This is a genomic window from Methanoculleus sp. UBA430, assembly GCF_002506585.1.
In the GTDB taxonomy this organism is placed as follows: domain Archaea; phylum Halobacteriota; class Methanomicrobia; order Methanomicrobiales; family Methanoculleaceae; genus Methanoculleus.
Genome location: NZ_DAXW01000009.1, coordinates 434,841 through 459,413 on the forward strand (window position 1 = coordinate 434,841; position 24,573 = coordinate 459,413).

16 protein-coding genes are annotated in these 24,573 nt (G+C 63.0%); 6 read left to right on the plus strand and 10 right to left on the minus strand.

Translation table 11 applies throughout. From position 1 onward, the window contains the following. Window positions 1-15: 15 nt before the first annotated feature. A complete protein-coding gene (gene cobT, locus BRA49_RS08300) occupies window positions 16-1,032 on the minus strand; it encodes a nicotinate mononucleotide-dependent phosphoribosyltransferase CobT (RefSeq protein WP_292385095.1) in 1,017 nt (338 codons plus the stop codon). 525 nt (window positions 1,033-1,557) lie between these two features. On the opposite strand from cobT, the gene BRA49_RS08305 reads away from it, so the two are divergent. The 3 genes from BRA49_RS08305 to BRA49_RS08315 are packed head-to-tail and all read left to right on the plus strand — an operon-like array spanning window position 1,558 to window position 3,624. Further along, entirely contained in the window at window positions 1,558-1,992 is a 435-nt protein-coding gene (locus BRA49_RS08305; protein WP_292385097.1) for a phosphatidylglycerophosphatase A, read from the plus strand. Further along, entirely contained in the window at window positions 1,989-2,699 is a 711-nt protein-coding gene (gene cobS, locus BRA49_RS08310) for an adenosylcobinamide-GDP ribazoletransferase (RefSeq protein ID WP_292385099.1), read from the plus strand. Before BRA49_RS08305 ends, cobS begins: the two co-directional genes overlap by 4 nt. A 37-nt stretch (window positions 2,700-2,736) precedes the next feature. Further along, window positions 2,737-3,624, plus strand: coding sequence for a 4Fe-4S binding protein (locus BRA49_RS08315; protein WP_292385259.1), 888 nt, complete (start codon window positions 2,737-2,739; stop codon window positions 3,622-3,624). Window positions 3,625-3,635: 11 nt separating this feature from the next. Here the strand turns inward: BRA49_RS08315 and BRA49_RS08320 are convergent, their stop codons facing one another. The 9 genes from BRA49_RS08320 to BRA49_RS08360 form a co-directional block, all read right to left on the minus strand. Continuing rightward, window positions 3,636-4,451 (minus strand): energy-coupling factor transporter transmembrane component T family protein, encoded by an 816-nt coding sequence (locus BRA49_RS08320; protein WP_292385100.1) that lies wholly within the window; start codon window positions 4,449-4,451, stop codon window positions 3,636-3,638. Beyond that, entirely contained in the window at window positions 4,448-5,890 is a 1,443-nt protein-coding gene (locus tag BRA49_RS08325) for an ABC transporter ATP-binding protein (protein ID WP_292385102.1), read from the minus strand. The genes BRA49_RS08320 and BRA49_RS08325 overlap by 4 nt, the downstream gene beginning before the upstream one ends. Continuing rightward, entirely contained in the window at window positions 5,880-6,434 is a 555-nt protein-coding gene (locus BRA49_RS08330; protein WP_292385103.1) for an ECF transporter S component, read from the minus strand. Before BRA49_RS08330 ends, BRA49_RS08325 begins: the two co-directional genes overlap by 11 nt. Beyond that, the gene (locus BRA49_RS08335) at window positions 6,431-7,225 is read right to left on the minus strand and encodes a hypothetical protein (RefSeq protein ID WP_292385105.1); all 795 of its coding nucleotides are present in this window, start codon (window positions 7,223-7,225) and stop codon (window positions 6,431-6,433) included. Before BRA49_RS08335 ends, BRA49_RS08330 begins: the two co-directional genes overlap by 4 nt. 2 nt (window positions 7,226-7,227) lie before the next feature. Then, window positions 7,228-7,932, minus strand: a complete 705-nt coding sequence (locus BRA49_RS08340) for an ABC transporter substrate-binding protein (protein WP_292385106.1) — start codon at window positions 7,930-7,932, stop codon at window positions 7,228-7,230. 137 nt (window positions 7,933-8,069) lie between these two features. After that, window positions 8,070-9,530, minus strand: a complete 1,461-nt coding sequence (locus BRA49_RS08345) for a hypothetical protein (protein WP_292385107.1) — start codon at window positions 9,528-9,530, stop codon at window positions 8,070-8,072. Next, complete coding sequence (locus tag BRA49_RS08350; RefSeq protein WP_292385108.1) at window positions 9,527-10,456, minus strand: vWA domain-containing protein; 930 nt, start codon at window positions 10,454-10,456, stop codon at window positions 9,527-9,529. The genes BRA49_RS08345 and BRA49_RS08350 overlap by 4 nt, the downstream gene beginning before the upstream one ends. Further along, window positions 10,457-11,344, minus strand: a complete 888-nt coding sequence (locus tag BRA49_RS08355) for a DUF58 domain-containing protein (RefSeq protein ID WP_292385110.1) — start codon at window positions 11,342-11,344, stop codon at window positions 10,457-10,459. It abuts the gene before it with no gap. A 2-nt stretch (window positions 11,345-11,346) separates the two neighbouring features. Continuing rightward, on the minus strand, window positions 11,347-12,345 hold the full coding sequence (locus BRA49_RS08360; protein ID WP_292385112.1) for an AAA family ATPase: 999 nt from the start codon (window positions 12,343-12,345) through the stop codon (window positions 11,347-11,349). Between the two features lie 554 nt (window positions 12,346-12,899). On the opposite strand from BRA49_RS08360, the gene BRA49_RS08365 reads away from it, so the two are divergent. The 3 genes from BRA49_RS08365 to BRA49_RS08375 all read left to right on the plus strand — a co-directional run bounded on the left by BRA49_RS08365 (window position 12,900) and on the right by BRA49_RS08375 (window position 24,469). Beyond that, window positions 12,900-13,715 (plus strand): nitroreductase, encoded by an 816-nt coding sequence (locus tag BRA49_RS08365; RefSeq protein ID WP_292385114.1) that lies wholly within the window; start codon window positions 12,900-12,902, stop codon window positions 13,713-13,715. 229 nt (window positions 13,716-13,944) lie between these two features. Beyond that, a complete protein-coding gene (locus BRA49_RS08370) occupies window positions 13,945-21,039 on the plus strand; it encodes a PQQ-binding-like beta-propeller repeat protein (RefSeq protein WP_292385116.1) in 7,095 nt (2,364 codons plus the stop codon). A gap of 97 nt (window positions 21,040-21,136) precedes the next feature. Next, complete coding sequence (locus BRA49_RS08375; protein WP_292385118.1) at window positions 21,137-24,469, plus strand: PEGA domain-containing protein; 3,333 nt, start codon at window positions 21,137-21,139, stop codon at window positions 24,467-24,469. The last annotated feature ends 104 nt before the right edge of the window (window positions 24,470-24,573 follow it).

A 24,573-nucleotide genomic window follows, 5' to 3' on the forward strand; every position in this document is an offset into this window, starting at 1 on the left:
GGTATAGTCCTTCCCTCAAGCATACTTCCTGACAAAATCGAAGACTTTTCTGGTGATCTCTTCCGGTTCGTGGCCCATCAGATAGGCAAGCGTCAGGGCCCCGCCGGCGCCCATCCCCTCCTTGACCTCACCGATACAGTAACGGGCGAGCCCGACATGTCCGATCTCGGCGAAGTTCGGGTCGACGAAGTACGCGACAGTGCCGACGTCGGCGACCGACCGGACGAACCCGGCGGAGGGATCGTCCCTGACATACACAGTCGTCGCGAGATGCGGCACCCGTTTCCCGAGCGCTTTCAAGGTAGCCGCGACAGCAAGCATCTGGGTCCCGCCGGCGAAGAGGATCTCGCCGGAATACGCGCTCGCGATCCCCGCCGCGACCGGCATCATGGGGTCGCCCGCGGCGCGGAGGATATCCAGGGGCTCTCGTGCGCCGGTGGCATCTATCCTGGCGAGCACATCTCTGCAGACAGCGTCCTTCAGGCCCAGCGGGTTCTTGATGAAGGCACTGCTGACCGAGGCGTCGTAGCCGAGCGCCCGGAGGACGCAGAGGGCGGTCGTCGTCCCGCCGGGAACGCACTCGCCAAGCATCAGGAGGTCGCTGTACTGCGAAAGAAGTCTGCCGATCATCTCCCCCCGCTCAAAGAGGAGCGCCGCCTGCGGCACCGCGTCCTCCATCCGCGGATCGCCGCCGGGGCTCCCGTAGGCGTCCAGACAGGGGACCGTGGGGGTATGGGCAAGCCCGGCGTTGATGAGGACGGGCGCGAGGCCCGTCAGTTCCATCATGGACCGGGTGATGGACGCCGGCGTCGGGCACCCGGTGGGGGTGTTCGGCCGGGCCGGTATGCTCGTGATCGCGCCGGTCGTGACGAGTTCCGCGTCCAGAACCGGCGTGAGCAGGGTCTTTTCAGGGGTCGGCCCGGCGCCGGAGATGCCGGGGACGGTGGAGAGCATGGTATTGCCGAGAACGAGCGCCAGCATCGGACGACGGGGCCGGATACCCGGATCTTCGGAGAGGAAGGGGTGAGACATTACGTTGTAGGTTGGTGCCGCAGGATGGAAGAGGTTGCGGTCCGGGGGCATGGCAGAGAGCAAAAGGGGCCTGTAGGTAACTGCGAAGGCGGTGCAGAACTGCAACGGGTCATCATCAACGCATCCATAGTCCACGCACGGCTCAGGTGCAGACTTGAGCAAACCATATGCTGCTATACGTTGCTCCCCGGACAACGGGTCACCAGTCACACATACCAGGTACATACGTCCTTTTGCTGCCTGAACGTCACATATCACCTTCGCTCCCCTGACCCCGGTATTGCAGGATGTCCTGCGGAGTGTCGTCACTCGCACCTGGCGGTGCTCAAGCTCCGGCCGTTCCGCCCATCGCAGGTACTCAAACTCAGGCCGTTCCGGACCGCAGGTACTCAAACTCAGGCCGTTCCGCCCATCGCAACTCGAAAACGCTTCGCGTTTTCTCGAGCTCCGGCCGCTCGCACCTGCGGTGCGAGCGCCCATCGCTATACCAAAGCCAAAATACCCGCGAGCCTCAATACTAGAACAATGTTCGAGGTAGAGCGCAGGCTGGAAGAGAAGGGTATCACGAGGAGCGATATCGTCGCATCCGCAATGGAACTGTATGTACCGCACGGGATCAGTGCGGACGAGGCTGCGAATCGACTGAATGAGAAGATCGGGAAGGCGCTGGAGGACCCCAACATATCGTCGCTCCTTCTTTCCGCCGTCCTGCTCGAGGACGAACTTTACGTAAAGCGGAAGAACTCCGAGATCGCCGACGACCCGGTCTTCCTGCTCTCCGACGAGATCATCGGGATGGCCATCGCCGAGGTGATCGGGGGGACCTACGCACGGTTCGAGTTCACCCGCTATGACCAGAAGAAGCCGGGAATCCTGGGAAGACTCGGGCCGTTCCTCGACGATGCCGTCGCCGGACTGATCGCGGGATGCACGTCACGCCTCTATAGTGAGTCAATGTGAAGTCCGTCATTGCCCTCCTGCAGTTCTGCACCCCGCTCCCCCTCGGGAGACCGGTCGAGTTCGAGCAGTTCGCCCGCCGCTCCTACCTCTACCCGCTTGCCGGGTACGTGATCGGCGGGATAGCGGCCGGCATCGTCTCCCTTATAGCATCGCCGGTAGTGGGTGCGGCGGTCGCCGTCGCAGCGGTGCTCGTCCTCTCCGGGTGCAACCACTTCGACGGCTTGCTGGACTTCGGCGACGGGCTCATGGCCCACGGGAGCCGGGAGAAGAGGGTCGCGGCCATGACCGACCGGACCACCGGGGCCGGCGCCCTCGCGACAGGGATCGTCGTCACGCTCATAGCGTTTGCCGGGCTCCAGACGGTTGCATATCTCCCGGCGGCAATCCTCACCGCCGAGGTCTGCGCGAAGGTCGCTATGTCCTATCTCACCACGCTCGGCGTACCGTTCCGGGAGGGGATCCACTCCTACCTCCACGGGTTTGCACGGCCCTGGTTCCTCGTCCCGGCCACCCTGCTCGCGCTGCCCCTCTTCTTGCTGCCGATTCCCGGAGTGAGTGTCGCACTCGCACTCTCGGTCACGGTCATTATCGTTGCACTGATGCTCTCCCTCTCCCGGCACCTCTTTGGCGGCGTCAACGGCGATGTCGTCGGTGCCACAAACGAGATCACCCGTGCGGGCGTCATCCTCATCCTTGCCCTCCTGTAACCACCTTTTTAACCCCGGCGGCAACTACTACTGTAGAATGATGCAAGACTACGCCCTCTACTCCCGGGGAGGGGTCATCACCGAGCGGAACGCAGATTATGCGACGATACGGTTGCGGATCCCGGCGGGGGTCCTCTCTGTAGACCAGGTCCGGCAACTGGCATCGATCAGTAAGAAGTATGGAGACAGCTCTCTCCACCTCACCATGCGCCAGACGGTGGAGATCCCGCACGTGAACCCCGAGAACCTCGCGAAGATCGCAAAAGTCCTCGAGAAGAACGGAACACCCATCGGGGCGGAGCATAACGAAGTGGTGAACATCATGGCCTGCCCGGGCACGGAGCGGTGCAAGTATGCCAACTGCGAGACGATCGATCTCGCCCGGAAGGTCGATGAGCGGGTCTTCGGGAAGGAACTCCCGATACGGCTCCGCATCGCCATATCCGGCTGCACTCACATGTGCAACAGCCCGCTCTTAAACGACATCGGGATCATCGGCAGGATCCGGCCGCTGCGCACACCCGGGCTCTGCACGGGGTGCGGCACCTGCGTGGAGTACTGCAAGCAGTGCGCCATAACTCTGAAGAACGGGGTATCGGTTCTTGATGAGAGTAAGTGCGTCCAGTGCGGCATATGCGTCCACTCCTGCCCCTATCACCTCCTGAAGACGGAGTATAATCACTACCAGATCACCGTCGGCGGCCGGCGCGGCGCCTCCCCCGCCGCAGGAAGGGAACTCGTCACCGTCGAGACCGAAGAGGAGGTCGTCGAGGTGATCGACCGCATCGTCTACTGGGTCTACCGCAACGCCTGGAGCGACCGGCATCTCGCCGACCAGATGGACCAGATCGGGTTTGATACGTTCGCGGAGGGGATCAGGAAAGAGTTCGGGCCGAAGGAAGAGGCGGCTGAAGCAGGCCGGTAAGAGTTAGCCACCTATATCGGCACCATCGCTATACCCGACAACGAGAGCATAAGCACGACGAGCAGAAGGAGGTCGTTTCTCCCGGGATGGGGAGGGCGATAGCAGGTGGGCCTCGATGCTGAGGCGAATCCCCTGCTCTGCATCGCTTCGGTCACGTACCGGGCCCGGTTCAGGACCGATACCGTCATCGGTACACCGAGCGCCATCAATTTTCTCCTGTTTTTGATGAGCGTCCCCCGATCGAACTCAAGCGCCCGGGAACGCTGGGCGTCCATGATATTCCTGAGGTCGTCGTAGAGTGCCGTCATCGACTTCAGCGCGTACCCGAGGGAGAAAGCGATCTGGGGAGGCAGCCGGCTGATGCGAAGGCTGGCGACGAAATCGGTGTATGAGGTGGTCATCACGAAGAGGAACGAGATCCCGCCGATGGCAAGGACCCTGATCCCCTTTGCCGCGGCATAGAGCAGCCCGCCGGAGGTTATCACCGATGAGAGCGGGCCGATCTGAGCCGAAAGGTACACATGCCCCCAGGTCTCCTCAGGAAAGAAGATATCGACCGCGACGATGAAGACGAGGAGCGGCAGGAGAAGGAGGAGCGCCCGAGAAAACGGTCTTACGAGTCCTGCAGCAGCCGCAAGGCCGGCAACGAAGGCAAAGAGGAATGCAGTGCGGACAGGTGACGTGGTGGCGAACGCGGCGATGCTTACCGCAAGCACGGTCAGGAGTTTGGTCCTCGGGTCCATCCTGTGAAGGAACGACACGCCCGGGATGTAGCCCACCGCCCGGTGAGCATGCCTCCGGCCGTGCCGTCCGTCCCCGCCGGTCATGTCCGCTCCTCCTGCACCACCCAGTCGTCCACGATACGGCCGCGCTCGAGCCTGACGACCCTGTCCGCGACTGCGGCGGAGAACTCCGCATCGTGCGTCGCGATGACGACCGCCTTTTCCCCGGAGCAGAGCGTATCGATGAGCCCGGCCAGCTTCTGCTTGGCGACGGGATCGAGTCCGAGCGTCGGTTCGTCGAGCGCCAGGACGGGCGTATCCATCGTCAGGACGGACGCGATGCTGACGCGCTGCTTCTCTCCGACCGAGAGGGCAAGGGGGGAGGCGGTAAGCCCCAGGTGCCCGATGCCGAGGTCCTCGCGCACCCGCCCGATCCGCTGCGTTATCACGCCCGGAGGAGTGCCGAGGTTTGCGGGGGCGAAGGCGAGCTCCTCGGCGATGGTCTCCCCGAAGAGCTGGTAGTCGGCATGCTGGCAGACCAGGCCGACGGTGCGGGCGATCTCGGCGACGGTGCTCTCCCGGATCTCTCTTCCGTCCACGACGATCCGCCCGGACTCCGGCCGCAGAAGGCCGTTTAAGAGTCTCAACAATGTGCTCTTCCCCGAACCGTTCGGACCGGCGAGCACCGTCGCCTCGCCGGGGTAGATGGTGAGGGAGACGCCGTCCATTGCCGGGGCCATTCTGCCCGGGTGCCGGAACGTAACGTTCTCCAGGGCGACGATACCGGCACGGGGAGGTCCTGCCATCCGGCGGGGACGACGATCCCGCGGGAGAGCATCCGGTGCGGGAGGTTCGATGATTGACCCGCCGACAAGGGATATCCGGCGGGATGCCCACCGCGCAACGAACTCTGTCCGGTGTTCGGAGAGGATGATCGTCATGCCGGACTCCCTGTTTAACGTATCGAGGAGGTCGAGGAGCCCGGCCGCACTCGCGGCATCGAGCCCGGAGAACGGCTCGTCGAGGATGAGGATTGCAGGGTGCAGAACAACGACGGAAGCGATCGCCAGGCGCTGGCGCTCTCCCCAGGAGAGTTCGGTCGTCTGCCGGTCGCAGAGCCGGTCAAGCCGGAACTGCTCCAGGATCCCGTTGACCGCCCGGTCGATCCGCGATGGGGGCCAGCCGAGCTGTTCGGGGCCGAACGCTATCTCGCTCACCACGTCGTTTGAGAAGATCTGGTGGTCCGGGTTCTGGAAGACCATACCGACGGTGGTGGCAAGGTCGCCGATCGTGCAGTCACGCGTGTTCCGTCCCCGGACAAAGACGTCGCCCTTGAAGACGCCGGGTCGGGCGTGCGGGATCAGGCCGTTGCAGCACCGGAGAAATGTCGTCTTCCCCGAACCGCTCGGACCGGTCAGCAGCACGCGCTCGCCCTCTCTGATGACGCAGTCGATCCCGGCGAGCACCTCCCGTGGTCGGGCCGACCGGGAGGCCGGGTGCCGGAACGAGACCGACCTGAACTCGATCGCCGGGTCAGCCCTCATCCGGCACATCGTCCTGATGCACAACGCCCGCCCTGTAGAGCCGTCCGACGATCAGAGCGGCGATGACACCCCCGATGCCCCCGAAGATGATATGCGTGGCCGACGAGAACCCGATGCCGAGGAGGATGAAGACGCCCTGGACGCCGAGGAGCAGGTGCACGGCGTAGTTCACCACCATCTTCACCACGTTCCCCGCAGCGCCGGCGATAAAGCCGACGAGGGGGTTGTCGAGACGGTAGCCGAACGCTATGGAGACGAGGTCGATCGTGATCCCCATTGCGGTGTACTTGAAGATGTCGAAGACATGGAGCGGTTCGATGCCGAAGAACGAGGCGAGAAGTCCGGATACCAGTCCGGCATACGTTCCGGCCCCCGGTTTCCGCACGAGGGCGGCGCCGACGACGAGCGGCAGAACCCAGAAGACTCCCGAACTACCGGGGGTGTGAATCGGGACCACGATCGCCGCCCGCAGGACGAAGACGAGAGCTCCGAAGAGCGAGAGCAGGGCGATCTCGTACAGGCTGAAGTAAGAAGGGCGTTTCATCGATTATCCTCCACGAACGTTGATTCGAGCGCGAGCCCGAAGGTTTCCGGCTGCGGCCGGTCGACGGCGACCATCAGGAAGAGGCCCCCGACCCTGTTGCCGCCGGTATACGTGACGTAGAACGAGCCGTCGAGATCGGTGGTCTCGGTCACCTGCCCTTTCCGGGCCGCGAGATCGGTGGTGATATGGAGCCCGTCCAGGCCCGAGTTGATCCGCTCGAACCAGAGGGTGCGGGTATTCCGTGCCGCATCCTCGTCGACCGGGCGCGGAGATCCTGCCACCTCGACGACATACCGGTCGCCTTCCGGAAGAGGAGTTGCCCACCGGGGCGAGTCGCCGGGTGCAGCGGTCCCGGAGACGTAGTAGCCGGAGGTGCCGTAGCCGGACTGCCGGTTCGTCCATGCCCTGCCGTCCCCGACGTGGAGACCGTAGGCACCCAACGATGCCGTTCCGGCGAGATCCGTGAACCGGTAATCGACCCTGACCGAACCGGTACGCGCGAGGGCCGGATTCCCGCCGACGGGCACCACACCCAGGTCGACGAAGGCGAGGTACCAGCTCCCGGAGGGGAGGTCACCCGGACCGATCGCGATCGGTGTGGCATAGGGCCGCCAGGACTGCGGGCCGTACCGGAGATCGTAGCGATCGATGGCTGCGGTTTGCAGGAGAGAGTCAGCTGAACCACCCTCCGGGGCATAGGCCTGCGAGACGGCCGTATCGATCAGGAACGATGCAGCGACGACCGCCGCGAGCACGACGACCGCCAGTACGACTCTTCTCCCGAACTCCATATTCAGTTCCTTTTTATCGCAACCAGTTCCCCATCCCGCTCGTCTACAAAGAGGACGGCTCTGCCGTTGATGGGGCAGGCTTTGGCAGCTTTGCCTTCTTTGAGGATGATGGTCCCTTCGGTGACCCTCCTGCCGTCAAGCGTCATGATCTCGTCGATCCCTGCTCCGAGGAGGACATGCACCGGTGTCGGGCCGGTGTGGCTGCGGATGGTGCCCTTCTGGAGGAATCTGCCGTCGTTGTATGTCGCTGCAAGCCCGAGACCAGCCATCGAGCCAATCACGCCATCTTCCGTGCCGCCAAGGCCTTTTAACCATATGCCGAGGTTCCTTGCCAGTGTCCGGGCACGTTCCTGGGTGAGCACCATCTGCTGGGCATCGCGGCCGAATGCTATCAGGGCAGGAGCCACCTGGTCGAGGGTCGCCCCGGCGAGTCCGGGGTCGCTCCCCTCCACGAAGTCGTCGAGCATCGTCTCCTCGGCGATGGAGAGAGCGGTCTTGAGCGGCTCACCGCCGTCGGCATCGATGTGGATGACGGCGCAGCTGTTGTGGGACGTGTACGGGATCGAGGGGTGGACATAGAGCTGGTGCCGGGTGACACCCCATACGGGGTAGTGTCTCTTGATCGCATCGGCGACCGCACGGGCCAGGCTGCCCGTCCCCCGGGATTGATGGTTGTCCGTATCGTCAAGGGCAAGAAGCAGGGTCATGGTATGCCTTTTATCCTGAATAGACTGGGAAAATAGAGATGAAAAAGGTGCTGAAACCCGGCACCAATCAACTTTGTTCAATTAACCGCATGAGATATAATGACTTCCGGTTAATTTTCATCGGCAGCGCCGCTAAATTAGTTCTGCCGGATAAAGGCCTCAATTGTCCGGAAGACTGCCTGAAACTCTTCATTCCGAGGTGGGGACCCGGCGTAGGAGACGGCTTCGCACTGGTTAAGGACGGAAGAGGCGACCGTGATCTCATGGCCGCATTCTTTGAGTACGCGCAGGACATCACCGTCCGCAAGTTCCGTGCCGGCCCCGTATGCGGATGAGACGTACGACCGCAACGCCCTGCCGGCCGTTCCGTACGCCTCTTTCCGGTCGCCGCGGCCGAACTCTTCGCGTGCCGCCTCAAGGAGACGGAGGGCGTCGCCACGGGGGTCGGGGGGAACCGGGGAGACCGCCGGAGCCGGCACTCCCGGTCCTCCTCGCCGGACGAGGTAGCCGATCAGGAGAACGATACAGAGCGCGCCGGCACCCGCAAGCCAGGCGAAGTCGGACGGCTTCTCGAGCATCACGTCCCGCACCTCTCCGCCGGAGAGGGTGGCGACGATCCTCGCCGTCCGGTTCTGGCCGTCGATAAACCCTATGCCGACAGAGGAGGCGCCCACCGTTGCATTCATTGAAGACGTAACCGGGAAGAACCCGGCATCGGCGAGCTCACCGGCATACTGTCGGTAGATCTCGTTTGCCACGACCGCACCCGGCACCACGAGCGATCTCTCTGAGGCATACGCCGCATACGTTGCGGAGCCGTTCTCCACCGCACCCCCGGCACGTATCGCATCCCCGGCGCCTCCGCGGTACTCGAACGAGAACGTTCCCGTGCCTTCACCCGTGGGGTTGACCGTCGTCGCTGCCCGGGTATACCCGTGCGAGGTGAGGACGGCGTGGATCTCCCGGACAACCGGGTCGTCCTCAAGCCCGGCAAGCAGTGCGGACCGCAGCGCCTGCATGCGGTCCTGCTCCCATGCCGCCTGCTCCCGGAGCGACCCCATATCCTGCATCATCTCTCCGGGCCGTTTCGTGGACGAGGGCGAGGACCCACCCTCCGGCCCGCCGGATCCTGCCTCTGTCGAGACCGACGAGACGGAGCTCACCTGCGGGTTCTGCTGATCCGTCTCTTCTGCAGTCGAACTGACGACGTGGACCCGGATCTCCGGGAGACTGATGCGGGTGCGCGGGGCGTTCCCGTACTCGAACGCGATATCGAAGAAGAATGTGCCGGGTACCGCCGCCGTTCCGACGCTGGCGGAAATCTCCGTCGTATCCCGGAAGATGGTGATCGCCCGGGACCGGGATTCTCTCGCCGGACTGCTCCCCTCGCCGCCCTCCGGGACGAACCGCACGTCCCGGACGAGCACCCCCGTGGTATCGGTGCCGAGCGTGTTCTCGACGGCGATGGGAAAGAGAGCCTCTTCTCCGACCAGCACGGTGTAGTCGGACTGCCCGGTCGAGAAGGTGATACCGGCAGCCGCGGCGGTCGCCACGCAGCCGAGGGTAACCAGGAGGGCGAGAAGGAGAACTCTCCTCACGGCAGGATCCTCCCCCGGCCGTAGCGGAGGTACATCTCCAGCAGGAGAACCCCGATCGCTCCGGCGAAGAAGACCAAACAGATGCTCGTATCTTTCGGCTCACGCGGGATCTCGTCGGTCAGCCCGGCGTAGATCGCTACAAGTGTCCCTTCATCGGCCGCCGCATAGTACTCCCCTCCCGTCGTGCGGGCGATTGCCCGGAGCGTCTCCTCGTCGAGCGCGGCGTATTCCTGGGTGCTTGCCGGCGGGGTTGCCGAGCCGATCCCCACGGTGTAGACCGGCACGCTCCGCTCGCGGGCATACGCGGCAGCCTCCACTGCGGAGAAGGTGCCGGCGTTGCCGGCGCCGTCGGAGAGGAGGATCACCACCCGGTGCCGGTTGGGGATGGAATCGGCCATGTCGACGCCGAGGGCGAGGCCGTCGCCGAGAGCCGTCTGGCCGTCCCGTCCCCGGATCCCGTGGAGCCTCTCAATCACCCGGTCGCGGTCGGGAGAGAGGTAGGCGGCGCTCGTCGCCCCGGACTCGAAGACGACGATCCCCGCGTAATCGTCCGGGTTGAGCCGGGAGAGGAGGATCTCCGCGGCGGCCTTGGCGGCCTCGAGGCGGGTGGGGTGGTAGTCGGTTGCCTGCATGCTCCCGGAGGTATCGAGCACCAGCACCACGCTGACGCCCTCGTCCGTCCCCTCGAGCGGGATGTGCGGGTCGGCAAGGCCGACCAGGATGAGGGCGAGGGCGAGGAGGGCAAGGGCGAAGAGGGCGTGCGGACGCGGGAGCCTGCCGGAGCTCCGGATCTTTGCGGCGACCGCGACCCGGGAGAAGGTGAGTGCCGCGTAGGACCGTTCCCTGACCGCACGCCGGTAGAGAAGGCAGAGGACCGGGATCGCGGCGAGGCCAATGAGCCAGAGCGGCTCTGCAAACCCGGTCATCTAATCACCCCGGTAACGCGGGTGCGCGTAGAAGCGGCGCAGGGGCAGGTCGTAGGGCTCATCGGTGGATATGCGGATCCCGGGGACCCGGCACGAGAGCAGATCGCCCTCGATCCGCCGGTCCGCTGCGGCCAGGGCATCGGCGTAGGCGCTGCGGAAGGCAGGGTCCGACGTATCCACGAGCACCTGCTCGCCGGTCTCCGGGTCTTCGAGGAAGACCTGTCCGACGTCCGGGAGAGAGTCCTCCGCGGGATCGGTGACCCTGACGGCAGTCGCTTCGTGCCGCCGCCGCAGGAGCGAGAGGTCCCGGGCAAACTCCGGGTCGTCGAAGTCGGAGAGGACGATGACCGAAGACCTGCGCCGGACCCTCGTGCAGAGATACCGGAACGCGGCGGCAAGATCGGTGCCTCTTCCCTCCGGCCGGTGGGAGACGAGGGCCTGCACGAGCCTGATTACCTGGCTTTTGCCCGGCCGGGCCGGGATGAACATCTCGACGCGGTCGGTGACGATGCAGAGGCCCACCCGCCCGTTCTGCCGGTGGGCGGCAAAGATGAGGCTCGCGGCAACCTCGAGGATCCGGCGGTCCTTGCTGATCGAGGACCCGAACGTTGCCGACCCCGACCGGTCCAGGACGAGGTAGTAGGTCCGGCTCCGTTCCTCCTCGAACTCCCTGACGACGAGCCGGTCCATCCGCGCTGAGGCCTTCCAGTCGATCGCCCGGGCGTCGTCGCCGGGGAGGTACTCGCGGAGGTTTGCAAGCGCCATCCCGCTCCCCTTGAGCGGCGATCGCCTGGAGCCGAGGCAGGAGCCGTCGGCCAGTGCGGCGGTCTTTAACTCGATCCGCCGGATCTGCCTGATGAGATCCGCCCGCTCCCCGGCGTCGCTCACCGTCAGGGCACCTCCACAACCGCCAGAATCTTCCGGACGATCTCTTCTGAGGTGAGATCGTCTGCCTCCGCCTCGAAGGTAAGGAGGACCCGGTGTCTGAGGACAGCGGGGGCCAGGGCCCGGATGTCGTCGGGGACGACGTAGCCCCGCCCGGCGAGCACCGCGTGCGCCTTGCCGCAGAGGAGCAGGGCGAGCGATGCCCGCGGGGATGCCCCCGAAGCGATCATGGGGCCGAGATCGAGGCCGTACTCCGCCGGGTGCCGGGTAGCGTCGACCAGTTGCGCAGCATAGCGTTTGACGCCCGGATCGGCGTAGACCGACCGCACGAACGACCGGAGGGCGGCGAGACCGGCGGCGTCGAGCACCGGCACCGGGGAGCCGGGCTGGTCCCCCGCCGTGAACCGGTCGAGGATGGCGACCTCCTCGTCGAGGGTCGGGTAGTCCATCTGGATTTTGAGCATGAACCGGTCGAGTTGCGCCTCGGGAAGCGGATAGGTGCCCTCGGATTCGAGTGGGTTCTGAGTGGCGAGGACGAAGAACGGGCGCGGCAACGGGTAGGTCTCGCCCTGGATGGTGACCTGCCGCTCCTGCATCGCTTCGAGGAGAGCGGACTGCACCTTCGGGGGAGCACGGTTGATCTCATCGGCAAGGATGATCTGGTGGAAGATCGGCCCCTGGATCGTCCGGAACGCGGCCGTATGCCGGTCGTAGATCCGGGTCCCGGTGATATCGGCAGGAAGGAGGTCAGGGGTGAACTGAATCCGGGCGAAGGTGCAGTCGAGGCAGTGCGCGAGGGTGCTGATCGTGAGCGTCTTTGCTATCCCCGGGACCCCTTCGAGGAGGGCGTGGCCGCCGGCAAGCACCGCCGCGAGCACCTGGTCGATAACCGCCTGCTGTCCGATGATCACTGTCTCCATGCCGGAGCGAACCGCATCGAGAGCGGCTGCGTGCTCCCGTGCCCGGCTGTTGAGCGCTGAAATCTCCGTATCCGTGCCTGCCATGCTGTTTCCTGGAAAAATGTGGGCGGGGAGGCTATTTGACGGTTGTCAGTTGGGGGCGAGTTAATTAAGGTAGGTTAACGACACCCGCTCCGAATACAGGAGGGCTCCTGCGGCCGTACCCCAAAAATATTCACTTCGAGGTCTACCAGTTTTGAGGACGTCACAAGTTTTCCGACGGTGACAGGCGTATTTATCGGCAAGTACCAGATGGCGCGATGACACCCGATCCGGGTACATCTCGGGTGTGTGAAGCATACCTACAAAGCTCATTTCGGCCCTACGTTACAACCAAAACAGGGCAGGCAAAGTGAGACTTCATCAGGTGCGACGAGTTCCGGAAAGACTGCGGAAGGAATACGGGGAGTTCCGGGCTACACGGTCCGACAATATGAGGAAAATAAGTCAATATACTATGATTAACCCCACTATTAAATAACAATATTTATTTATCAGGATGTGATTAAGAGCCCGTAGTTGATTATCCGCAAGAGGTAATCAACGAATCTTAGAAAGTCGCAAACCCCGAGTTTGCGGCAGGACTTAGAGGTGAAAGTATGAAAACAGTAGAAACAACACGTTCCGCGAGGAGAGCCTCACGCCTGATCGCTGCAGGTCTCGTCGTGATGATGGTGCTCTGCGTGATGCCCGTATCGGCGTTGGCCGTATTGCCGAACTGGCACAGTTTTGCCTCGGTGGCAAACGACGCCGGGGTGAAGTATAACCTCGACAGCACTGAGTATGGCGGTCCGAACAACACCTACTACATGAAGTTCGACGGCGGCGGCCTCAACGCCCTTCACATCACGACGAACACAGGCTCCCCCAACGGACAGGTGACAGACTCGACCTCCGCCACCGGGTCGTTCTATGTATCCGACACGGGCGGTCGGGGCTACGACGACGATATCATCCTGATGTTCGCGACCAACGCCACCCTGAGCAGCGACTTCTCGATCGAAATCAACGCAAGCGGCTATCAGTGGGAAGCCACCGACTCGGCGCCGACCTCATACGCTTACCAGGCAGGGGCACTGCAAGAGACCTTCTGGCAGGATGACTTCGCCTACGGCCCGCAGATCTATAAACCATGCAACGTCTCGAATTACCCGATCTTCTACGGCCAGAATATGGCTGACACGGAGAACACCTTCCAGATCATGTTCATCGACCTGAACGTGGGCGTGCTCGGACTCAACAGCACCCTTGAAGGTTGCGGCATGGCGCAGGTAGACTACGAGATCGGCAACTTCACCGGGTTCGGCGCCTTCGATGCCTATGCGTGGTGCCTGGACTCGAACCAGGAGCAGGGGATCTCCTGGACCAACGCGGTCTCCGGCACAGGCAGCAGCGGCTACACGGTGAAGATCTAATTGATCCACCAGACCTAACCTTTTTTCGAGCAATCCCCATGCGATAGATATAATAATGGCTAAAAAATGTTAACTGAATTTGATTAAATTATCCCGATTTGGCAACAGTCTTATACTGCACCGTTGAGATTTTACTCATTCTCAGAGATCGGTTATGCCGATGCGGGCACCTCTGGTGCCGGTTCCGCAGGAACTTCTTCGAGAATCCTTGCTTTAAAAGGAAGATATTATGACAGGGGATAAACGTATTCAAGACAGCCCATGGCAGGGGCGGATAGCCGTCCTGCTGCTGCTCTTCGCGCTCATCGCCGTACCGGCGGTGGCGCTGGGGGGCACCGACCTGCCGTCGAACACGACCGAACCGACCGCCGGGGTTCCCGACGAGATACCGCCGAGCATCGGTGCAGAGGAGAACGGCACACCCGAACCAACGCCGACCGAAACGGTCGCGGAAGAGGTGACACCGGAACCAACCGAACAGTTGCCGGAGTATGTCTACATCGATGAGGACATCGCCAACCTCGGCGCCGGCACGGTGATACCGTCGAACAGCAATGTGCTGCTGCAGATCTCCAATGGCGGGAACGCCCGGTTCAACGACTACGGCAACAACACCTATCACTTCTTCAGCCCGGGCCAGAGCGGCACCCAGGGCATGAACGCTCTTCACATTACGACCGATCCGGCTGAATCTTCGGGCCAGGTCACGTTCAGCAGCGACCAGGCGGGCGTCTTCTACCTCACCGACACCGGCGGCCGCGGCTGGGACGACGACGGCATCCTGATGCTCGCCGTCAACGGCACGATTCCCGACAGTTTCCGGGTCACCATCAAGGCGAGCGGCTACCAGTGGACGCCGGTGCTCACGGGCACCTACCCGACGTTCGATGACGTCACCTACGTTCCGGAAGCCCTGAACGAGACGTTCACCAAGGACGACTTCCTCTACGAGCCGCAGATCTGGAGGCCCTGCGCCGCAACGAACTACCCGATCTTCGACGGGCAGGACATGACGGATACCACTAACACCTTCTCAATCCTGTTCATCGACCTGAATGCAGGCATCCTCGGTGCGAACGCACTCAGCCAGCCGAGTTTCGCGGGACAGTCCGTCACCGACAATGGGGCGATCAAGGTCGAGTACTCCTTCGAGAACCTGCCGACATTCGCAGCTTTCGATGCCTACGCCTACACGGTCTCCTCGAACCAGGGCCAGGGTATCCGCTGGACCAACCGCCTGAGCGCCAGCGGGTCGTCCGGATACGCCGTCATAGGCCAGCCGCTCCCTGACGCCCCCACCGCGGACTTCACGGCTAACGTCACCAGCGGGGAAGCCCCACTCGACGTCCTCTTCACCGACGTCTCCACGGGCACGGTCGCCTCCTGGGCCTGGGACTTTGAGAACGACGGCGTCGTCGATTCTACCGAACAGAACCCGACCCACACCTACACCGCGGCCGGCACCTACTCGGTGAACCTGACGGTTGCCAATGCAGGCGGATCGGACAGCGAGGTCAAGACCGGCTACATCACCGTTACCGAACCGGCCGGGCCGTCCGTTCTGCCCGGGTACAACAACATCTTCGTGAAGGTTGCAAACGACCTCGGCGCGAAGTACAACGCATTCGACAACAACACCTACAACATCAGGTTCGAGGGGATCGGCCGCGGTCTCAATGCCCTTCACATCTCCACTGACCCGGCCGTGAACTTTGGCCAGGTGACGGTGACCGATAGCCAGACCGGCACATTCTATGCCACCGACTCCGGCGGGAAGGGTTACGAGGACGAGATCATCCTGATGGTCGCCGTCAACGGGACGATCCCCGACGACTTCAGGCTCCGTATCACGGCGGACGGGTACACCTGGACGCCGAACCCGGCAAGCAACCAGCCCCCGTCTCTCGACAACGTGATCTACCAGGCCAGTTCTCTCGACGAGGTCTTTACGAAGGAAGACTTCATCTACGGCCCCCAGATCTGGAAGCCGACCGGCAACGAGGCTGACTACCCCATCTACGCAGGCCAGGACATGACCAACACGGAGAACACCTTCCGGATCATGTTCATCGATCTCAATGCAGGCGTCCTCCGGCCGAACGAAACCCTTGAGAACCGGGGTGCGGTCAGGATCACCTACGCCTTCGAGAACCTGGAGTCGTTCGCGGCCTTCAACGTCTACGCCTACTGCAAGAACTCGAACAATGGCGACGACATGATCGCCTGGGGGAACGCCCTCACCTCCGACAAGGCGATGAGCGGCTACTCGGTCATCGGCACAGATGCCGACACTCCTGCCGGCTCGGCATGGCCGATGTACGGGCATGACCTGCGGCACACCGGGCTGAGCCCGTACACGGGCCCCGAGTTCCCGGTGCAACTCTGGTCGCACAAGGCCAGCAGTGCCTTCTACGTCCAGCCGGTCCTCGGCGCCGACGGCACGGTCTACGCCGGTTCGAGAAACAGGGTGTTCTATGCCATTAATTCGAACGGCACGCTGAAGTGGTCCTACACCGTGCCTAACCAGATCTACACGGCGGCGGCGATCGACAACGAGGGCACTGTCTACTTCGGCAACAAGGACGCGAAGATCTACGCCGTGAATCCGGACGGCACCCTGAAGTGGACGTTCACGACCGGCAGTGCCGTCTCCTCGGCCCCGGCGATCGGTGCCGACGGCACAATCTATGCCGGCTCCGGCGACATGAAACTCTACGCCGTCAACCCCGACGGCACCGAGAAATGGTCGTACGCCACCGGCGGCGCGGTCAGCTCGGCCCCGGCAATCGGCGCCGACGGCACGATCTACGTCGGTTCGGCCGACACGAACCTCTATGCCATCAACCCCGACGGCAGCCTGAAGTGGTCCTACACCACCGGCGGTGCGGTCAACACGGCCCCGGCGATCGGTGCCGACGGCACGATCTATACCGGCTCCGCCGACGGCAGCCTCTATGCAATCAATCCCGACGGCACCCCGAAGTGGTCCTACGCCACCGGCGGCGCCGTTACGACCCCGGCAATCGGGCCCGACGGCACGATCTATGCGGGTTCAGCCAGTAAAACGATCAACGCCGTCAATCCCGACGGCACCCTAAAGTGGTTCTATACCACCACCGGCACCCTCACGACGGCCCCGGCAATCGATGCCGCAGGCACCGTCTATATCGCCTCGAGCGACCGGAACGACCGGTATCTCTACGCGATCCGATCCGACGGCACCCTGAAGTGGAAGTTCCTCAACCCGGTCAGCCCGCGCTTCTTCGACGCGCCCTCCATCGGTGCGGACGGCACCATCTACATCGGGTCGAGCGGCACCCAGGTGCATGCCATCGGCTCGACCGATGCTCCGGCGATCTCGTCCATTACGATCGATCCGGCAGATATCGAACTCTCCCGCGGCCTCGTGCAGCAGTTCCTCGCCCTGGCCACGGATACCTCGGGAACCGTGCTCGCGAACCTCGTCCTCGATTGGTCGAGTTCGAACGAGACCGTCGGCACGGTGAACGCCACCGGCTTCTTCACTGCCCTTGAGGCGGGTACGACGAACCTCTCCGCCACCTACGGCAGCACGACCGGGACGGCGAATATCACCGTCATCCCGCCGGTGCCGGTCGTGAAAGCGATAACAGTCTCTCCGGCCGAAAAAAGCGTATTCGTCGGTGACAACTGGACGTTCGCCGCCACTCCCCTCGACCAGTACAGCGAACCGATGGACGGAGTCCTCTGCACCTGGACCAGTTCGAACACAACCGTCGGCACGGTCGACGAGACCGGCAACTTCAGCGCCCTTATTGCGGGCACGACGACCGTCACCGCCGCCAACGGGACGGTGAGCGGGAACGCAACCGTCACGGTGCTGAACCCGGCGATGCTGACGGCGATCACGATCCTGCCGTCGCCCGCCTCCCTGACGGTGGGCGAGGGGCTCCAGTTCAACGCAACGGCCGTCAACCAGTACAACACCACCATCGATGGCCTCGTCTTCACCTGGACCTGTTCCGACACCTCGGTCGGCACGGTGAACGAGACCGGCTACTTCACCTCGCTCACCTACGGCCGCGCGAACGTCACCGCGGCCATCGGCGCCGCCAATGCCACGGCGCCCGTGACCGTGCTCCCGCAGTCGCCCCGGACCTGGTCCGTCGATGATTCGGGCGGAGCGAACTTCACCTCTATCCAGGCGGCCGTGGACGCCGCGTTCGACGGCGACACGATCGTCGTCGGGGACGGGATGTACAGCGAGTCCGTCACCGTCACGAAGCCCCTGACTCTCAGGTCGGAGAACGGACCGGAGAAGACAAAGATCGCCCCAACATCGACATACGGCGTCACAGTTTTGGCCGATAACTCGACGGTATCCGGATTCGGCATCAGTGGCACAAGCGGCATAAACTGTCGTTATTACTCAGGGTGCACTTTAACCGACAACATCATCGCCGTTTCTAAAACAGGTATCTATGTCCAAGGTGCGAACAACATACTCGTTGACGGCAACGTCATCAACGGCAGTACAACGCTCTCTATTGCTTTGATGTGTGCATCGATATGCGACAGCGTCATCAGCAACAATACCTGCAGGGACAGCGCGCAGGGGCTCGCTATACAAACAACAGTCCAGAGTTCGGCACCCAGTAACATTACCGTTACCGGAAACGTCATCGCGAGTAACAATTATGGGTTATTCCTGGACGGCGTCGAGAACAGCCGTTTTGACCACAACATCGTCACGGGCAATACCTATGGAATCCGTATGCAGTCCGGTCCGTCCAACACGCTGTTCGCAAATACCGTCGTAAATAATTCGAACACTTTGGATTACCCCTCCGGGCAGGCGAACACCTGGAGTTCTCCCGATCCGGTGACTTACACCTACAACGGTGTTACGTATACCGGGCCGATCGGCAACTACTGGGGAGCCTCGTACCCCATCGACGATATGAACGATAACGGCATCGGCGATGCGGGTATCGCCTTGTACACTAATAATGTGGACAACTACCCCCTCGTCCTGCCGGCCGGAGCCTACTTCGGCGAGCCTTACGACAGCATTCCGATCCCGACGACGATGGAGGTCAGTCCGTCTTCAGTCGTCATGATCGGTGAGACCCAGCAGCAGTTCACCGGCACGGTCTACGACCAGAACGGCCGCGTCATGACGGGTGCCGGGTTCGCGTGGAGCAGCAGCGACGAGAAGGTCGGCCCCATCACGGGCGGCGGCCTGTTCACCGCAGTGTACGCCGGAAACACAACGATCACGGGACAGTGCTACACCCTTCGGGACACGGCCGACGTATTCGTGAACAGGACCGTTCTCGAGACGGTCTGGATCGACTCCTGCGAGTCGACCGACGGCTGGACCCTCTCAAACGCAGGGCTCCGGGACGATGTCGTCTACGAGGGGTCGTACAGTATCGGCACCCCGAAGATAACCGCCAATGCATCTGCCGAGAAGGTTCTTACCTTCCCCGAAGGTGCTGCGCAGATGCGGTTCCAACTATATGGAGTCAAGACTGCAGGCTGCTGGATCAAAGCGTTCATCGACGGTGAAGAGGTAGCAGTGGCTACAAACATGAACAGGTGGATAACCTACGCCGTCGACATTTCCGGCTACGAGGCCAGGAGTCACACCTTTGCGGTAGAGACACTTTACAGTAACCCGGCCGGATACTCCAACCAGGGCGTCGGATTCTACCTCGACCAGATCGAGATGAGAGTTAACGCCTCCGCGATCACGCCCGGCATCGCCTCGATCGCGGTCGAGCCCGCCTCGGCGAACCTGACCAACGGCGAGACGCAGCAGTTCTCCGCGGTCGCCTACGATGCCCAGGGCACCGAGGTCCCGGACGTCTCGTTCGCCTGGAGCTCGTCGAACACGTCGGTGGGTAGCCTGAGCGAGACCGGCCTCTTCACCGCCCGCAAGGTCGGCACGACGACCGTCACCGCCGCGTACAGCAACGCGACGGGCACCGCCACCGTCACCGTGACCCCGCCGCAGGGCGACCAGACCCAGAACACCCCGCTGGACATCCCCGGCTGCAACGTGACCACGGGCAACGACGGCAGGCCGCAGGTCAGCATCAACACCACCGCGGCCAACGCAACCGTCGCCGGAAACACCATTCGGATCGCTGAGGGCAACTTTACCCTCACCATCGAGACCGAGGGCGCTCCCACCAATGAGAGCGGCACCGTGAACGGGACGATCGCGAACATCAGGCTCGACACGAACCCGGTCGTCACCGAGCTCGGTTCGGTCGGCACGGTCAGCGCCTCCGTCTCGGCGAACCTGACCGGCATCCCGCAGGGAGCCGGCCTCACGACGACCGTCTCGCAGAACGTCTCCGCCGACGCGCAGAGCGCCTTCCAGCTCGCCGCAACTGCGGACGGACTGAACCTCGGCGACGTCGCCTACACGCTGAACATCGTGAGGACGAACCTCGAGAACGGCCAGGACATCGCCGGCGCCACCATCCGGATGGCGGTCAGCCCCGCCTGGGTCACCGCCCACGGCGGCGTTGACGCAATCCGGATCATCCGGTCCGCCGAGGACGGCACCAAGGAAGTGCTCGCGACGACGCTCGTCGGCACCGATGCCGACGGGAACATAGTCTTTGAGGCAGTCTCGCCGAACGGCCTCTCGATCTTCGGGCTGGCCGCAGCCACGGCAGCATCCCAGCCCACCCAGGCCTCTTCCTCATCCGGAGGCAGTAGCGGCACCGCGACCGCGGTCGGTGCGGCAAGCAACCTCAAGCCCGGCGAGAGCACCACCCTCTCGATGGACGCGACGGCAATCTCGGCGGTCACCCTCACCGCGAACGCCGAGGTCAAGGACCTCATGGTGACCGTCGCCAAAGGCTCGCTCCCGCAGGCAGCCGAACCTCCAGCGGGCACGGTCTACCAGTATGTCCAGACGACCCTCTACCGGGCGTCGGCTGATGACTTCAGCGGTGTTAAGATCCGGTTCGCCGTCCCGGCCACCTGGCTCACAGCGCAGGGCCACACGGCAGAGCAGGTGACCTTGTTCCGGTACGCCGACGGCGCGTGGCAGGCAGTCCCGGTCGAGGCGCTCGGTGAGGAGAATGGCAACGCCATCTTCTCCGCCGACACCAACGGGTTTGGCCTCTTTGCGATCGCGGCGACCGGGGAGGCCCCCGGCGCGACCGGCGACGTGACCCCGCAGCCCACCGCAACGGGATCACCGGCCCAGGCAGAAGCAGCGGCTCAGACGGCCGGAAGCGCCCCCACGCCGCAGGCGTCCCCGCTCCCGGTCTGGGCGGCGATTCTGGCCTTCGGGTTCCTCCTCTTCGTGAGGAGAACCTGAACACCCTTTTTTCTCCGGCACTTCACCGGCAAGAATCGAGCATAGACAGACCACATGAACCCGGCCGGGAAGGCCGGGACCACAGGAGACAGTTGTGATGAAAAACAACCCACACATGCGCCAGGCAGGGTGGCGGGAGACGATCATCGTCTTCGCTCTCCTCGTCGCGCTCATCGCCGCACCTGCCGCGGCAGCCGACTTTGGAGGGATCACCCTCCCCGACTACAAGCACATCGACATCACGATGGCAAACGGCGGGGAGAAGTACATCAAGTTCGACGGCGGAGGACTCAACGCCCTCCACATTACGACCGATCCGTCCGAGCCCTACGGGCAAGTGACGGAGACCAGCACCCAATCGGGCACATTCTACTTCTCCGACACGGGAGGACGAGGGTTCTTTGACGACCTCATCCTCATGGTAGCGGTGCAGGGAGAGGTTCCCGACGACTTCAAGGTCCATGTCAGGGCAAGCGGCTACCAGTGGACGCCGACCCCGGTACTGAACCAGCCTCCGACCATGGAGGAGATCACGTACAGCGAAGACTTCACCGACCGAGTCTTCACCAGGGAAGACTTCATCTACGCGCCGCAGATCTGGAAACCATGCAAGGAGAACTACCCGATCTATTACGGCCAGGACATGAGCAAAAACAACCCGGAAGACCGGTTCCACATCATGTTCGTCGACCTCGGCGTCGGCGCGATCGGCCCGAACAGTTTCCTTGACGGGCTGACCGACGGCGGGTGCGCAAAGATCGAGTACTCCTTCGAGAACCTGGATACGTTTGCGGCCTTCAACGCATACGGCTGGTGCAACCAGTCCAACCAGGGCAGGGGGATCTCGTGGTCGAACGACCTCACCGGCTTCTCGGAAACGGGTATAAGCGGCTACTCGGTCCAGGGCACCAAGAAAGGCGGCGATACGGGCGGGTCCGGGAGCGGAGGCGGTAGTAGCAGCGGCGGAAGCGCCGGATCATCCGGTACCTCCGGTATCACGGGCAGCACGCTGAACGCATCAACCACCGGATCCATCAACGGCACCCTCCACGCCTTCACCGCATCCGGGCCGGCAGAACCCCTGATCACCGGCTCATCGTCGACCATACGGATTCCAGTCGCCGTTCCCGAAGGTGCCAGGATCGACCGCGGCCTCCTGTACGTCTACGTGTGCAACGCAACAGAGATGAAGACGGGCGCCGGAACCGAGATCGAGCCGGCGTTCAAGTTTGACGGCAAGCCGGTCACGCCCGCGGCCGTATCCTGGGACCGGCAGGGGACCGGCTCGGCGCCGATGGCCGGGACGTTCACCCTGGCGGTCCCGCCGGAGATGCTCACCGCCGGCGAACACACACTGACGATGTATGCAAATGGAGAGTCGAAGGTCACCTGCCGTGTACCTGCCGCCCTCCTGGTGCTTGTTGTCGGCGACCCCGCCCAACCCCGGATCGACTACTGGATCGGGGAAGGGTGCGATGACGTCCTCGCAGACCTCTGGGAGGGGACGACCGAAGAGGATGCTGCCACCAGCATCAAGTTTGACGGGACCTTCGAACGCGATCGGGCATCGGCAGCCCGGCTCTACATCGTGAGCACGGCCGAACCCAACCAGGGCGGCATAGGAAACCGGGTGGTGCTGAACACCTGGGACTGGCTCAACCCCCTGCAGGAAGGACCGACCGGGGTCTGGACCGCGGCCCTGAACGTCCATCCCTTCATCAAGGAATTGGAGAACGTCGTGAAGGTGCAGAGTTACCCGGTCGGCGTCGCTGGCGACCACCTCCAGAACCGAAATGCTATCCTGGTCATCCAGTATGGAGGGGAGGAGTCATCGTCGGGCATAGAGATCTCCTCCGACGCCCGGACGACTCCGGAAGAGGAGATCGGGTCGTTTGTGCTGCCGTACTCCGCCACGGGGGCGCTGGAGGAAGAGCTGCACTACTCCACAGGAGACAGGAACCTGGTGCTAACATTCCCGGCAGGGAACCGGGTAACCAACGCCACGGGTGCCGCAGTAACATCGGTTACGATCCGGGCGGTGCAGGATCTCCTCCCGGTCCCGGGTATGGCAATGGAGCAGGTGTACCGCATCACCCCCGAGGATGCTACGGCGGCAATCCCATTCTCCATGGCGGCACGCCTCCAGACGACCGGGAATGCGACATGGTACCGCTACGATGCCGCTGGATCGATCTGGCGGCAGGTCAACACTGCGATCGACCTCACAAATGGAACGGTGACGGCATACCCTGAAACGTTCGGGGTCTACGGGGTGGCCACACCGCTACCGGCAACCCTCACTATCGGTTCAAACCCCGCCGGCGCGCGGATAATCCTCGACGGCGTGTACCTCGGAAAGGTCACCCCGGCCACCATCAGTCCCGCAGATCCGGGAAACCACACTCTCCGGCTGGAACTGGAGCAGTTTACTTCATATGAAACAGGTATCACGATCCCGGACGACACGGCGGTATTCGCAGATCTCAACCATGACGGCGTCCGGGCCGCCAACCGCCTGAAGTTCGATGAACTGCAGATAGAGCCCGGATACGACCGGAACGGCGGGATATACGTCATGTCCCGGCCTTCGGGGGCCGCGATCACCATCGACGGCAAGAAGACGAAATACACGACACCTCATATTGTCCAGGGCATCCGGGAAGGGAGCCATACGGTGAAGGTGGTCAAGGAAGGCCAGGCGTTCAACACCCCGACAAAGACGATCTGGGTGGAGAGGGACTGCATCACACCCGTTCAGATTGACGCACATGAGCAGGCCATCGTTCGGAAGGTCTCGCTCTCTTCGGATGATTACTCGGGCAAAGGGTTGACTCTCAACGGCAGGGGGCCGGTATTCCGGCTGCCCAAGACCGTCGCAGTGGCTGGAGCGAACTCGTTTATCACGATCAGCGACGGCGACCGGTACCTCTCCCACCAGATCACAGTCACAGAGGATGGAGGAACGATCAAGATCGCATCCCGTGACTACGCCTTCTGCGGACTGCTGGTGGAGTCGAACCCGGCGGGAGCCGAGATCCTGATAGACGGCTTCAGAACCGGTCTCTGTACTCCCTACCTCATCAGGAACGTCTCAGACGGACGGCACGTCATCTCCGTCACTCGCTCCGGGTACCTGCCTGCAGAAGAGGAGATCCTGCTCACCGACGATAACAACGCCGAGATCGATAAGCAGTTTATGTTCCGCCTTGGATCCTACCCCTACGGCAGCCTGAACGTAACCAGTGAGCCTGCGGGAGGAGAGATCTACCTCCACAACCAGAATACCGGCGAGGTTACTCCCCACACCTTCCGGTATATGCCGATCGGGACGTATGTGGTAAAGGTCGTCGGGAACGCCACGTTCCGGACGGCAGATGATGTCACCATCCAGCCCTATGAAGTGACCGGGTGCGCGTTCAACCTAGTTTGAACGGAACGCGCACCCTCTTTTCCCTCTGCAATCCATAGAATAGGCAGCACCCCGGAGGGTCCGGTTGAGAGAGGGCGCGGCCGAGATCCGCAGGCAGGCCATCT